The 14,035-nt window shown below is 67.3% G+C and carries 11 protein-coding genes; 8 read left to right on the forward strand and 3 right to left on the reverse strand.

What is annotated here, in order from left to right:
- Positions 1-1,008 (forward strand): tRNA (adenosine(37)-N6)-dimethylallyltransferase MiaA, encoded by a 1,008-nt coding sequence (gene miaA, locus AC1RCS_RS06455; protein WP_492244253.1) that lies wholly within the window; start codon positions 1-3, stop codon positions 1,006-1,008.
- On the forward strand, positions 1,005-1,664 hold the full coding sequence (locus AC1RCS_RS06460; RefSeq protein WP_492244088.1) for an ABC transporter ATP-binding protein: 660 nt from the start codon (positions 1,005-1,007) through the stop codon (positions 1,662-1,664). The genes miaA and AC1RCS_RS06460 overlap by 4 nt, the downstream gene beginning before the upstream one ends.
- 104 nt (positions 1,665-1,768) lie before the next feature.
- Here the strand turns inward: AC1RCS_RS06460 and AC1RCS_RS06465 are convergent, their stop codons facing one another.
- Entirely contained in the window at positions 1,769-3,562 is a 1,794-nt protein-coding gene (locus tag AC1RCS_RS06465) for a hypothetical protein (RefSeq protein WP_492244089.1), read from the reverse strand.
- Positions 3,563-3,674: 112 nt separating this feature from the next.
- On the opposite strand from AC1RCS_RS06465, the gene AC1RCS_RS06470 reads away from it, so the two are divergent.
- From AC1RCS_RS06470 to AC1RCS_RS06495, 6 genes are all read left to right on the forward strand, one after another.
- A complete protein-coding gene (locus tag AC1RCS_RS06470) occupies positions 3,675-4,649 on the forward strand; it encodes a helix-turn-helix transcriptional regulator (protein ID WP_492244090.1) in 975 nt (324 codons plus the stop codon).
- A gap of 200 nt (positions 4,650-4,849) precedes the next feature.
- Complete coding sequence (locus tag AC1RCS_RS06475; RefSeq protein ID WP_492244091.1) at positions 4,850-7,516, forward strand: ABC transporter permease; 2,667 nt, start codon at positions 4,850-4,852, stop codon at positions 7,514-7,516.
- 209 nt (positions 7,517-7,725) lie between these two features.
- Positions 7,726-8,445 (forward strand): IPTL-CTERM sorting domain-containing protein, encoded by a 720-nt coding sequence (locus AC1RCS_RS06480; RefSeq protein WP_492244092.1) that lies wholly within the window; start codon positions 7,726-7,728, stop codon positions 8,443-8,445.
- A gap of 157 nt (positions 8,446-8,602) precedes the next feature.
- Entirely contained in the window at positions 8,603-9,673 is a 1,071-nt protein-coding gene (locus tag AC1RCS_RS06485) for a tetratricopeptide repeat-containing glycosyltransferase (protein WP_369642951.1), read from the forward strand.
- Between the two features lie 43 nt (positions 9,674-9,716).
- A complete protein-coding gene (locus AC1RCS_RS06490) occupies positions 9,717-10,781 on the forward strand; it encodes a PLP-dependent cysteine synthase family protein (RefSeq protein WP_492244093.1) in 1,065 nt (354 codons plus the stop codon).
- Positions 10,782-10,801: 20 nt separating this feature from the next.
- Complete coding sequence (locus AC1RCS_RS06495; RefSeq protein ID WP_492244094.1) at positions 10,802-11,974, forward strand: lipocalin-like domain-containing protein; 1,173 nt, start codon at positions 10,802-10,804, stop codon at positions 11,972-11,974.
- A gap of 50 nt (positions 11,975-12,024) precedes the next feature.
- Here the strand turns inward: AC1RCS_RS06495 and AC1RCS_RS06500 are convergent, their stop codons facing one another.
- Complete coding sequence (locus AC1RCS_RS06500) at positions 12,025-13,026, reverse strand: branched-chain amino acid ABC transporter permease (protein WP_218295498.1); 1,002 nt, start codon at positions 13,024-13,026, stop codon at positions 12,025-12,027.
- 12 nt (positions 13,027-13,038) lie between these two features.
- Entirely contained in the window at positions 13,039-13,923 is an 885-nt protein-coding gene (locus AC1RCS_RS06505; protein WP_218295499.1) for a branched-chain amino acid ABC transporter permease, read from the reverse strand.
- Positions 13,924-14,035 lie beyond the last annotated feature (112 nt).

The raw sequence follows: 14,035 nt of genomic DNA on the forward strand, positions 1-14,035 counted from the left end.
CTGCCCGAGCCCCTGCTGCCCGCCATCGCCCTGGCAGGTCCCACGGCTTCCGGCAAGACGGCGGGCGCGCTCGCGCTGGCCGCCGTGCTGGGCAGCCAGGGCGTGCCGGTGGAGATCATCAGCGTCGATTCCGCCCTCGTCTACCGGGGCATGGACATCGGCACCGCCAAGCCCGCCCCCGAGGAACGCGCCGCCGCGCCGCACCACCTCATCGACATCCGCGACCCGCTGCAGGCCTACAGCGCGGCCGAGTTCGTGCAGGACGCGGCGCGGCTCATCGGCGAGATCCGCGCGCGCGGCGCGCTGCCCCTGCTGGTGGGCGGCACCATGCTGTACTTCAAGGCGCTGTTCGACGGCATCGACGACATGCCCGCCGCCGACCCCGCCGTGCGCGCGCGGATCGAAGCGCGGGCCACCGAACGGGGCTGGCCCGCGCTGCATGCGGAACTGGCGGCGGTAGACCCCGTGACCGCCGCCCGCCTGGCGCCTGCCGACAGCCAGCGCATCCAGCGCGCGCTGGAGGTGTGGCATGTCTCCGGCCAGCCCCTGTCGAGCTTTCACACTACAAAAAAGAGAGCTGCAGGCGCAGATCCAGCAAGCGCTACAGCCCTCTTTTCCTTGGAACCGGAGGACCGCACCTGGCTCCACGCCCGGATTGCCCAGCGCTTTGACGCCATGCTCGCTGGAGGTTTGCTCGACGAAGTGCGGACCTTGCGCGCACGCGGCGACCTGCATCCGGACCTGCCCTCCATGCGCTGCGTGGGCTACCGCCAGGCGTGGGAAGAGCTGGACTTCCAGGCCACCCGCGCACCCGGCACGCCCCTGAACCTGGCCCACCTGCGCGAGCGCGGCATTGCCGCCACGCGCCAGCTCGCCAAGCGCCAGATCACCTGGCTGCGCGGCATGCCGGGGCGCTACACCATTGCGTGCGACCAGCCCGACGCCACGGCCCGGCTCGTGCAGGCCGTGCTGCGGCGGCTCGCGCAGCGCGAGCAGGCCACGCCATGACGCTGCTGCGCGCCGAACAACTGGGCAAGCACTACGGCGACACGCCGGTCTTCGCCCAGGTGCAGTTCACCGTGGCGCCCGGCGAATTCGTGGCCATCGTGGGCGACTCGGGCGTGGGCAAGTCCACCCTGCTCAACTGCCTGGCCGGGCTGGACAGCTGGGACACCGGCCGCATCACCCACGGCACCACCGACCTGGGCGAGCTCGACGACACGGGGCGCGCCCTGTGGCGCCGCGCCCACGTGGGCTTTGTCTTCCAGGCCTTCCACGTGCTGCCGCACCTGGACGTGGCGCAGAACGTGGCCCTGCCGCTGATGCTGCTGGGCCGCAACGACCCGGCGCGTGTTCAGCAGATGCTGGACGCCGTCGACATGGGCGCACTGGGCGCGCGCCTGCCGCAACAACTGAGCGGCGGGCAGCTGCAGCGCGTGGCCATCGCCCGCGCGCTGGTCCATCGCCCCGCCCTGCTGCTGGCCGACGAACCCACCGGCAACCTCGACCCCACCACCGCCGCCCGCGTGATGGACCTGCTGCTCGCGCAGACACGCGGGCATGGGGCGTCGCTGGTGCTGGTCACGCATTCGGACGCCGCTGCGGCGCGGGCAGACCGGGTGCTGCGGTTGAAGGCGCAAGGGGTGCGAGAAAGCCGACCGTAACGCAGCTCTGCCGCCACGCCACGTAGGCGTAGCGTCCGTATCGACAGATACTTCGGCAGCCCAGTCCACACCATTCATCCGCAACAAGCGGCATGCCACACGCGTCATCGACCAAAGTAGTATTTCGGTGCTAGGTAGGTACCCCCCGTGCCACTTTCCCCGGCATACGCGGTATAGCTTTCCCCTTTCCTGTCTCCCTCTGTATACCGGTAGTACAGCTGCGCCGCCAAGATACCGGCATGCTGTTGGCTGAAGAACTGGTTGGCATAGGTGTTGTCGTCCCAGTCGCGGTATGACTTCACAACCAGGTTGCCACCGTCCGTGACCACGTAGCCCCATACAAAAATGCTACGTTGCTTCCCATCTTTATGCTCGCCCGTCCCTATCGCTCCCGAAGGGCATTTGAAAGTCATCTGCGTGTCGCCATTGGCCTCGCCAGCGTAGCTCAGTGTCTTGCCACAGAGCGATCTGAATTGTGGGTCGCCAGGCAACGTGGATTGGGTCGACACTTTTCGGGGCGTGTCAACGCCTTTAACCGCTACCAGAATGGTGCCCGTGGAACGGTTCCCCGGTGTACCCGTGTCGGTGCCTGGCGTAGGAACAGGCGCTGGAGACGATACGCGGCTGCCCGTGAAGTTGCCGCTGATGGCCTCGCCATCCGAGGTGCCCGTGAAGCTACCCGTGACACCGCCATTCGCCCCGATTTTGCCGTTCAGCGTCGCATGGGTGCCGTCCCCATCACTGCCTTTGAGGGTGAAATCGCCGCTGATGGCCACCTTGCCAGAGCACGTGATCAGCGTGCCCGCCGAGCATTGGCCGATATTGCCATTGCCATCCACCGGGAACGTTACGGCCACGCCACCACCGGAGACTTTGTAGGTGCCCGCATGCAGAAACGCAGGCGCCGGACTGGGAACGGGAGTGGGACTTGGTGCGGGGGTGGGAGCGGGGCTGGGGGCTGGTGATGGCGGGGGGCTCGGCGCGGGTGCGGTACCCGTGCCTGCAGGCTTGACCTGCGTCCAGTCCACCACACCGTTGGCAGATGGCGCCTTGGGATTCCTGCTCAGGTCGCCAATCGTCGCAGCTATCTGGTCGCGCGGCAGGTCAGCAGAATTTCCACCATTCGCCAGGATTGGGGTCTTGATGATCTGAGTGGATGTGCCCATTTCCTGGCGTGGCAGGGATACCAGACGTTCTGCAGCGTTTTGCAGCTCATTTGATGCAAAGAAGTCCTTTCCTTTCTGAACGAATGCAGCACCAGTTTCCCCCAATCTTTCGACAACCTTGGAACCTTTGCCGGCCAGGTATCCGAAAAACTCCGCTGCCGGAGTCGCTTCCGCCATGACCTCCGCCACCGAACACTTGAAATCGATCACTTTTCCCCAGATAGGTTTCTCTGACTCTTCCACGGGGTTGTTATCCAGGCACTTCTGGCCAAAAATCCCCCATTTCTGAAGAGACTTCTCTATGGGCAGGGAGCCAGTGACCACGCTGCCATCGCGGCCAACAATGGAGTAATACCGGAGTTGCCCACGGAGGTCCATGGCAATCGTCAGACCATCGAACTGCATGACCATCTCGTTCTCTTTAGGCCATGAAAAATGGTAAATGGTCTTGTCCTTTGCCAAATAGTCCACATGCGACACCACGCCAGCAGCGTTGCGGTAGCTCACGAACCCCGTTCCGTCCGGATTGCTCTCTATAAAGGCCACCATCGAGGCCTTGTCAGTGAAATAGACCGCTGAATACTGCGGCACGGCAGGCGACGGAGCCGCGGGGGAGTCGCTTCCGCCACCTCCGCCGCAGGCATGTAGGGACGCCACCAGCCCGACCAGCAGGGCCAACCGCTGCGCGCGGTGTGGGCCGTCCACCGCGGTGAATTTGGATGAAGTCTGCATGGGGTTGTTCCTCTCTTATTGAATAGACATCCAACAATATTCTTGGGATGCAAAAAACAAAATCATGCAAATGCAGTATTTTTGATACAAATTCGACTAGGCTCTATCCGCCATGCCCGCCCCTGACAGCTATAACAAACTGCTGCTGCACCTGTACCGCCTGTCTCACGAACTGCCGCTTGATCGCTTCCAGGACGCAGCGCTGGAACTGGTCAAACCGGTTTTGCCGTTCGATTCGTCGATGTGGGGTTCAGCCACACTGACCTCTGCGGGCATCGACGTGCACACACTCCACCTGCACTGCCAGCCGCCCGAGATGCTGCAGGCCTATGAGGAGATCAAGCACCTGGACACCGCCGCAGCGCTGGCCGCGCAGGAGCCCGCATCCGCGTTGGCGTTTCACACTGACTCGTGGTTTGGTGCTCCTGCACAGAAGCCCCTGCGCGCGCATGGCAAGCGCTTTGGACAGGCGCACTTTTTCATTGGCGCAGTCCTGCACTCCCAAACCCGCTTCACCCGCTGGCTGACGCTGTTCCGCGCCAATGACCGCGCCTACTGCACCGAGACGGAGCGCGCACTGCTTGCGAGCCTGATGCCGCACGTGCAGCAGGCGCTGGAGCTGAACCGGCTCACGCACCTGAGCCAGGCGGCGGGGGCGCCGGGCCAGGTCGCGCGCGGCGCTGCCATCGCCGACCTGCGCGGCGTGCTCTACCACGCGGACCCGGCGTTCGAGCAGGCCCTGTGCGCCGAGTGGGAGGGCTGGCGCGGCCATGCGCTTCCGGCAGGGGTGATGAAGTCTTTTCAGCAAGGAGCCGCCCGCTTCATGGGGCGCAGCCAGGTAGTGGCGCTGCGGGTGGAGCACCAATTGCTATTCCTGCAAAGCCGCCCGCGCTGCGCGGCCGATGCGCTGACGCCGCGGGAGTTCACGGTGGCGCAGCTAGCAGCCCGGGGAAACACGCACAAGGAGATCGCCGCCATGCTCAAGCGCTCGCCTGCCACGGTGCGCACTCAGATCCGGGCGGTCTATGACAAGCTCTGCGTGAGCAACGTGGCGGGGCTCATCGAAGCGCTGCGGCTCGCAGAATGATCGAGCCACCCAATTGCTACTAGACCAATAGCTTCCAGCGTAACAAGGACAGGCGCTGGAGCCCGTTTTATTCACTCCCTGTCCCGTCAGCTGGGCGTGCGCGAGGCGGCGGGCAAGCGGCGCTCAGCCTGATCCGCCACGACCTCTTTTAAAGTGTCCCAATGACAGGGCGCTTTTGCTAGGGGCCGCACAATCCCCTCATGCTCGCACTGCTTCGCACCTTCTCCTGGCAGGATCTGCGCCACCATCCCTGGCGCAGCGCCGCGGCCGTGACTGCGGTGATGCTGGGCGTGGCGCTGGCCTTTGCGGTGCATGTGATCAATGCGTCCGCGCTGGACGAGTTCTCGCAGGCGGTGCGGGCGGTCAACGGCCAGCCCGACCTGGAGCTGCGCGCCATGCAGGGCAGCCTGCCCGAGGCGTTGTACGGGCAGCTCGCCACCCATCCTCAGGTGGCGCGGGCCAGTCCGCTGCTGGAGCTGGCGGCGGTGGCACGGGCCGCCGTGCGGCAGGATGCCGAAGCGCCGCCAGCGCCCCCGCCGCCCGGCACGCCGCTGCGGGTGCTGGGCGCCGATGCGCTGCTGGTGCCCACGATGGCGCCCGCGCTGATGCCCCGGCCGTGGCCGGGCGCCGATCGCTTCGCGGTCTTCGCCCCCGCCACGGTGTTCCTCAACGCCGCCGCGCTCCAGGCGCTGGGGCTGCCAGCAATCCCCACCGGCCCTGCGCCGCGGCTGTTGCTGCAGGCCGGCCTGCGGCAGTGGACGGTGCACGTGGCCGGTACGGTGGCGGCCGGCGGCGCCCCCCTGGCGGTGATGGACATCGGCGCCGCGCAGGACCTGTTTGGCCGCACGGGGCAGTTGAGCCGCATCGACATCCAGCTGCAGCCCGGCACGGACCGCAGCGCCTGGGAGCAGGCCGTGCGCGCCCTGCCGGGCTGGCCCGCCGATGTGGTGTTCGCCCAGCCAGGCGACGCGGCCCAGCGCATCGGCAACCTCTCGCGCGCCTACCGGGTGAACCTCACCGTGCTGGCGCTGGTGGCGCTGTTCACGGGGGCGTTCCTGGTGTTCTCGGTGCTGGCGCTCAGCGTGGCGCAGCGCGCGCCGCAGTTCGCGCTGCTGGCCGTGCTGGGCGCAACGCCGCGCCAGCGCCTGTGGCTGGTCCTGGCCGAGTCGGCCACGCTGGGGCTGGTAGGCAGCGCCGCCGGCATCGCACTGGGCTCGGCCCTGGCCGCCGCCGCGCTGCGGCTGCTGGGCGGCGACCTGGGCGGCGGCTACTTCGCGGGCGTGCAGCCCGCGCTGCAATGGAGCGCCCCGGCGGCCCTGGCCTATGGCGCCCTGGGCGTGGTGGCCGCGCTGGTGGGCGGCTGGTGGCCCGCGCGTGCCGCGCAGGCGCTGCCGCCCGCGCAGACGCTCAAGGGCCTGGGCACGGCATCCCGGCAATCCGCCAATGGCGCGATGGGACTCATCTTGACCGCAACGGGTGCGTTGCTGGCCATGGCGCCACCTGTTTTTGGCATACCGCTGGCGGCCTATGCGGCCATCGGCCTGCTGCTCGTCGGCGGCATTGCCCTGCTGCCCTGGGGCATGGCCTGGCTGCTGCGCCGCCTGCAGCCGCTGGCCGCACGCCATGCCCTGCCACTGCTGGCGGTGGAGCGTGCGCGGCGCATGCGCGGCACGGCGGCCATCGCCGTGGGGGGCGTGGTGGCCAGCCTGAGCCTGGCGGTCGCACTGACGGTGATGGTGTCGAGCTTTCGCGGCTCGGTCACGCAGTGGCTGGACGCGGTGCTGCCCTCGCCCCTGTATGTGCGCCCGGCCATCAACGCCCCGGGCAGCGACGCCGCGCTGCTGCCCGCCGGCTTTGCGGAGGCGGTCGCCCAGCTGCCCGGGCTGGAGCGCGTTCAACCCCTGCGGGCCAGTCCGCTGCAGCTCGATGCCGCCCGTCCCGCGCTCATGGTCATCAGCCGCCCGCTGGGCAATGATCCCGCGCGCCAGCTGCCCCTGGTGGGCGATGCGCTGCCTGTGCCCGCGGGGCACACCGGGGTGTACGTGAGCGAGGCGGTGGTGGACCTGTATGGCATGCGCCCGGGCATGGAATGGCCAGCCCTCTCCAGGGCTTTCAGCCCTCCCGCCCTTGGTGATAAAGCGCAGGAAGCTATCTTTTATATAGCAGGCGTCTGGCGCGACTATGCCCGGCAATCGGGCGCAGTGGTGATGGACCGTGCGGTCTGGCTGCGCCTGACCGGTGATGCCCGCACCAGCGATCTGGCCCTGTGGCCCCGCGAAGGGGCCGATCTGCAGGCCCTGCAGGAATCCATCCAGGCCGTGGCCGCGGCGCATGCCGGCGAACCCCGGAGGGCGGGTGCGGCGGACGCCGCGCCCCTGGCTGACTTGCAGCCGGCGGCGCTGGTGGAGTTCGTCTCCTCCGGCACGATCCGCGCGCGCTCGCTGCGCATCTTCGACCGCAGCTTCGCGGTCACCTATTGGCTGCAGGCGGTGGCGATCGGCATCGGGCTCTTTGGCGTGGCCGCCAGCTTCAGCGCCCAGATCCTGGCGCGCCGCAAGGAGTTCGGCCTGCTCGCGCACCTGGGCCTCACGCGCCGCCAGATCCTGGCCGTGGTGGCCGGCGAAGGCGCCGCCTGGACGGGTGTGGGCGCGATCGCGGGCCTGCTGCTGGGCCTGGCCGTGTCGGTGGTCCTGGTGCACGTGGTCAACCCGCAGAGCTTTCACTGGACCATGGACCTGGCGGTTCCGGTGGGACGGCTGGGCGCCCTGTGCATGGCCGTGGCCGCATCCGGCACCCTCACGGCGTGGCTCGCTGGACGCGCCGCGGCGGGAAGGGATGCCGTTCTGGCGGTGAAGGAAGACTGGTAGACAACGGAAACCCAGCGCCTCCCACTAGGCTTGGAGCCCTTGAGAGAAAGCAACTTTTGCTCACTTGGGTTAAATTATGTTGCATCGGCCCTGGCGATTGGCGATGATCCAGCGCGTCCGGGCATGCGGGGTCAGCCCGCCGCAGACATCCAGACCAAACAAATACACTGTCAGGCCCCGCAGGGCCTGCTCGCAAAGGGAAAAATAGCATGGCGAATTTCGGAGGCCGCTGGCCTGCAGGCCTCGTTTTGGCAGCATCGATGCTGCTATCGTCCGCCTGGGGGCAAGTCAACATTCCTCCCGGGAGCTCGATTGACCTTTCCGCAGGGGACATCGACTTTTCCTGCCTGGCCACCACCAACCAGGGCGACCTGATTCTGGGCACCGGCACCCTGACCACCGGTAGCCTGACACTTGACATCGGCTCGACGGTGTCGGGCACAGGCAGCACTTTGAACGTGAGCGGCGATCTCGCCGCCACCGCTCCCACCAACCTTGGCACGAGCACGATCGTCGTGTCGGACATCTGCGCTCCAGGAACCCAGTTCCAGTTGAGCGGGAACATCGTGGTGCGGAATCTGGTGTTCATCAGCACCACGGGCGCCCCCGCCACCTTTGTGCTGCCCGTGGGTACCAACATCACCGTGACGGGCTCCGTCACACTCGGAACTCCGGGGTCTCCCGTCATATTGGCCCCCTCGGGCCCAGGCACGGCGGTGATCACGCTCGCCCCAGGCGCAACCTTGCAAAATCCCAGCGGAAGCGTCATTCCACCCACCGTGAGTTTTGGGCCCGTCGTCACCGGGGCGGCCAGCATCCCTACGCTGGACACCTATGGCCTCCTTCTGCTGTCCCTGCTGCTGGGGGGTTTCGCGCTGGGTGCACGCCGGCGCGGCCCTCAGCCCAGCGCGCGGCACTTGCGAAGCTAACGCGCTTTCACCGGGCCATCCGCCCTGGTGGACGCTACGCCCGAGCAGCCGATGACGTGCGCCCAGGCTGCAGCGTTGTCAACAACGGTCGCAGCCCCCGGCACACCCCGGTCTTGCACGACGCTGAAACCTGATTTGCATCCGGCGCCCTGAGCCCATGAGCCGCATCTGCCTGAACATGATCGTGAAGAACGAGGCCCCGGTCATCGCCCGGTGCCTCGGCTCGGTCAAGCCCTGGGTGGACCACTGGGTCATTGTGGACACGGGCTCCACCGACGGCACGCAGGACCTCATCCGCGCGTTCATGCAGGACGTGCCTGGCACGCTGCACGAACGGCCCTGGAAGAACTTCGCGCACAACCGCAACGAGGCGCTCGAACTGGCGCGCCCCCATGGGGCCTATCTGCTGTTCATCGATGCCGATGAGCAGCTGCGTGTACCGCCGCAGTTCACCTGGCCCGAACTCACGGCCGATGGATACACCCTGACCTGCCACATGGACGGCTGGGAATATCAGCGCAACAGCCTGGTGGCCACCCGCATCGGCTGGCGCTGGGAGGGTGTGCTGCACGAGTACCTGACCGCCGCGCAGCACGGCCCCTGGCAGACGCTGCAGGGACCGGTCATCCATGTGTCTCACGATGGCGCCCGCGCGCGCGACCCCGAGACCTATCTGCGTGACATGGCGCTGCTGGAACAGGCCGTGCGGGACGACCCCACGAACACGCGCAATGTGTTCTACCTTGCCCAGAGCTGCCGCGATGCCGGGAAGATCGAGCCCAGCCTGCTGTGGTACCAGCGCCGGGTCGACATGGGGGGATGGGACGAAGAGCGCTGGTATGCCCTGTTCCAGATCGCCGTGCTGCATGAGCGCAACCAGGCCCCACCCGCCACCGTGCGCGATGCTTATCTGGCGGCCTACGCGGCTCGCCCGCAGAGGGCTGAGCCCCTTTGCGAACTGGCCCGCTATCACCGCGAACGGGCCGAACATGCACTGGCCACCGTGTTTGCCCTGCAGGCGTCACAGATTCCGCAACCTGCGGACATTCTTTTTGTGGATACACAGGTGTACACATGGCGTGCACTGGATGAGCTGGCCGTCAGCGCCTTCTACACCCCCCACCGAGACCTGGGTCGTGCTGCGCTGCAGCGGCTGCTGGCCGAGCGCCGATACCCGGCGGACCAAGCCCAACGCATCGAAGCAAATCAGGTTTTCTACGGTCCGTGACCATCTCTGCGGCCCAGGCTGGAGGCGCTGCGACAATGCTCGCATGCAGACTCTCTCCCCTCCTTCCCGCTGGCTCCACGAAGCCATCGCCCGCATCGAAGCCGACTACCAGCGCAGCGCCGACACGCACCTGATCCCGCTGCGGCTGCCCGCGTTTGCCGCGCATGGCATTGACCTGTACCTCAAGGACGAATCCACCCACCCCACGGGCAGCCTGAAGCACCGGCTGGCGCGGTCGCTTTTCTTGTATGCACTGTGCAACGGCTGGGTGCGTGAAGGCTCGACCATCGTCGAGTCGTCCAGCGGCTCCACTGCGGTGAGCGAAGCCTACTTTGCGCGGCTGCTGGGGCTGCCGTTTGTGGCGGTGATGCCGCGCAGCACCTCGCCCGAGAAGGTCGCGCAGATCGAGTTCCATGGCGGGCGTTGCCATTTTGTGGACAGCGCGGGAGCGGTGTATGAGGCGGCCCATGCGATTGCCGAGGAGACGGGCGGCCACTACATGGACCAGTTCACCTATGCCGAGCGCGCGACAGACTGGCGCGGCAACAACAACATTGCCGAGAGCATGTTCACGCAGATGGAGCGCGAGCCGCACTCGGTACCGCGCTGGATTGTGGTGGGCGCGGGCACGGGCGGCACCAGCGCCACCATTGGCCGCTATGTACGCTACCAGCGCCATGCCACGCAGGTGTGCGTGGCCGACCCGGCGGGTTCGGTGTTCAGTGCCTACCACCGCACGGGCGATGCGCAGCTGACGGCGCCAGGATCCCGCATTGAAGGCATTGGGCGCCCACGGGTGGAGCCCAGTTTCATCCGCACGCTGGTGGACCGCATGGTCGATGTGACGGACTGCGAATCCATTGCCGCCATGCGCGCACTGTCGCAGCTACTGGGGCGGCGCGTGGGGCCCTCCACCGGCACCAACTTTGTGGCCATGCTCACGCTGGCCAGCGAGATGCGCGGGCGGGGCGAGCGCGGCTCCATCCTGTCGCTGCTGTGTGATGCGGGCGAGCGGTATTTACCCACGTATTTCGACACCGAATGGGTGGACCGCACGTTCGGCGATTGCTCGGCAGCGCAGCAGAAGGTAGATGGCCTGATCGGCTGATGCCAGCCACGCACTGCACCATGCCCTCCACCGCCCTGTCCCCGGGCCCTGCCGGGCCATCCACCGGCCCCGCTGCCACGCGCCGCCAGTGGCTGGCCAGGCAGCTGCCGCTGGGCATGGCGCTGGCGGGAGGGGCGGCGGGCTGGCTGCCCGGTCCGGCATCCGCCCTTCCGGCCCGCACGCTGGCCTTTCCGCGTGACCATGGCAGCCACCCGGAGCTGCGCACCGAGTGGTGGTACATCACGGGGTATGTGCAGGTGCGGGGCCAGCCCTGGGGATTTCAGCTCACGTTCTTTCGGTCACGCGTGGACGCCACGCAGCCACTGGAGTCCGCGTTTGCCGCCAAGCAGCTGCTGTTCGCGCATGCCGCCGTCACGGACGTGCAGGGCCAGCGTCTGGTGCACGACCAGCGCATCGCACGCACGGGTTTTGGCGTGGCGCAGGCCAGCGAGGCCGATACCCGCATCCGGCTGCAGGACTGGACGCTGGAGCGCAGCGACATGGCGCACGGCAAGCCCCACCTGGCGCTCAGCCGCTACACGGCGCGGATCGCAGGCAGTGAATTCGGCCTGGAGCTGCAGTTCGACAGCACCCAGCCCGTGCTGCTGCAGGGCCAGCAAGGCCTGTCGCGCAAGGGGCCTGACGCGGCGCAGGCCAGCTACTACTACAGCCAGCCGCAGCTGGCGGTCAGCGGCCACCTGACGGTGGGGGGCCGCCGCATGGATGTCACACCCGGCACCGGCCGCGCCTGGATGGACCACGAATGGAGCGAGGCCCTGCTGCACCCCGAAGCCCAGGGCTGGGACTGGATCGGGATGAACCTGCACGATGGCAGCGCGCTCACCGCGTTCCGCCTGCGGCGTGCCGATGGCTCGGCGCTGTGGGCGGGGGGATCGCTGCGCGCGCCAGGGCAGCCCGTGCAGGCATTCGACGCACGGTCCGTGGTGTTCACGCCGCAGCGGTGGTGGAGCAGCCCGCGCAGCGGCGCGCGCTATCCGGTGCAATGGCGGGTGCAAACACCCGCTGGCGCATTTGAAGTGCGCACCGTGCTGGACAACCAGGAGCTGGACAGCAGCGGATCGACGGGCGCGATCTACTGGGAAGGCTTGTCCGAGCTGGTGGACCACGCAGGCCTGCCCGTGGGCCGGGGCTACCTGGAGATGACCGGATATGCAAAACCGCTGCGCCTGTGACGGCGGCAGCGGCTGGGGATGGGAGGGCCGCCACAGGCGGCCGTATCGCCTCAGTGCTTGGCGGAGTTGCCCGAGCGGCGCTGCGCCAGCCACGCGATGATCTCGCCCATGATGCCGCGGCGGAAGGCGAGCACGCAGACGACGAAGATCAGCCCCGTGACCATGGTGACGGATTCGCCCAGGGTCTTGAACCACTCCACGCTGGTCAGCGCAGCGAGCAGGTTGCCGAATTCGCCGATCTTGTTCTCCAGCAACACCACCACGGCCGAGCCGATCAGCGGGCCCGACAGGGTGCCCAACCCCCCCACGAGCGTCATCAGGATGACCTGGCCCGAAGCCGTCCAGTGCACGTCGGACAGCGTGGCGAAACCCAGCACCAGCGTCTTGAGCGAACCGGCAAGGCCTGCCAGCGCCGCCGACAGCACGAAGGCCAGCAGCTTGAAGCGGTGCGTGTCGTAGCCCAGCGAGATGGCGCGAGGCTCGTTCTCCTTGATGCCCTTGAGCACCTGGCCGAACGGCGAATGGATGGTGCGCACGATGACGAGGAACGCCAGCACCACGATCACCAGCGCCACGTAGTACATGACCAGGTCGCTCTGCAGGCTGATGATGCCAAACAGCTTGCCGCGCGGCACGCCCTGCAGCCCGTCCTCGCCCCCGGTGAACGGCGCCTGCAGGCAGGCGAAGAACAACATCTGCGCCAATGCCAGCGTGATCATCGAGAAGTAGATGCCCTGGCGGCGGATGGCCAGCCAGCCGAACAGCAGGCCCAGCAGCGCACCACCGGCCGTGCCCAGCAGCAGGCCGATCTCGGGCGTGAGGCCCCAGACCTTGATGGCGTGGCCGGCCACGTAGGCGGCGCCCCCCAGGAAGGCGGCATGGCCGAATGACAGCAGGCCGGTGTAGCCCAGCAGCAGGTTGAACGCGGAAGCGAACAGCGCGAAGCACATCAGCTTCATCACGAAGACGGGATAGGCGCCAAGGAAGGGCGCGGCGATCAGGGCCAGCAGCAGCAGGCCGTAGCCGATGGAGGCAAGGTTCTTGGTATTCATGCGGACGGCCCCTTATTTTTCTTTGCCGAACAGGCCGGCGGGGCGGATGAGGAGAACGATGACCATGATGACGAACACCACAGTGGAAGACGCTTCGGGGTAGAACACCTTGGTGAAGCCCTCGATGACACCCAGGCCCAGCCCGGTGAGGATGGAGCCCATGATGGAGCCCATGCCGCCAATCACCACCACGGCGAAGACCACGATGATGAGGTTCTGCCCCATGAGCGGCGTGACCTGATAGACCGGCGCCGCCAGCACGCCGGCAAACGCGGCCAGCGCGGCACCGAAGGCATAGGTCAGCGTCACCATCACCGGCACGTTGATGCCGAAAGCCTCCACCAGGCGCGGGTTCTCGGTGCCGGCGCGCAGGTACGCGCCGAGCTTGGTCTTCTCGATCACGTACCAGGTGGCCAGGCACACGACCACCGAGGCCACCACCACCCAGGCGCGGTAGTTGGGCATGATCATGAAACCCAGGTTGGTCGCGCCCTCCAGCAGCTCGGGCGTGTCATACCCCAGTCCGGAGACGCCATAGATCGAGCGGAACACCCCCTCGATCAGCAGCGTGAGGCCCAGCGTGAGCAGCAGGCCGTACAGGTGATCGAGCTTGTAGATCCAGCGCAGCAGCAGGCGCTCGATCAGCACCCCGAACAACCCCACCGCCAGCGGCGCCAGCACCAGCATCCACCAGTAGTTGATGCCGAAGTAATTCATCGCCATCCAGGTCATCAGGGCTCCCGTCATGAACAGCGCCCCGTGGGCGAAGTTGATGACGTTGAGCAGGCCGAAGATCACGGCCAGCCCCAGGCTGAGAATGGCATAGAACGAGCCGTTGACCAGCCCCAGGAGGAGCTGGCTCAACAGGCCCGGCAATGAGACACCAAAGATTTCCATGGGAGGCAGCTGCAGGTGGGGGTGAACGGTTCAGGTCGGGAGGAAAGGAGGTGTCGGGCAGGCCCCTGCGGGCCACCGGACCGGCCCTGGGCGCGCGCACGCGCACCCGGGG

Source organism: Acidovorax sp. GW823-FHT01C06, assembly GCF_058798375.1.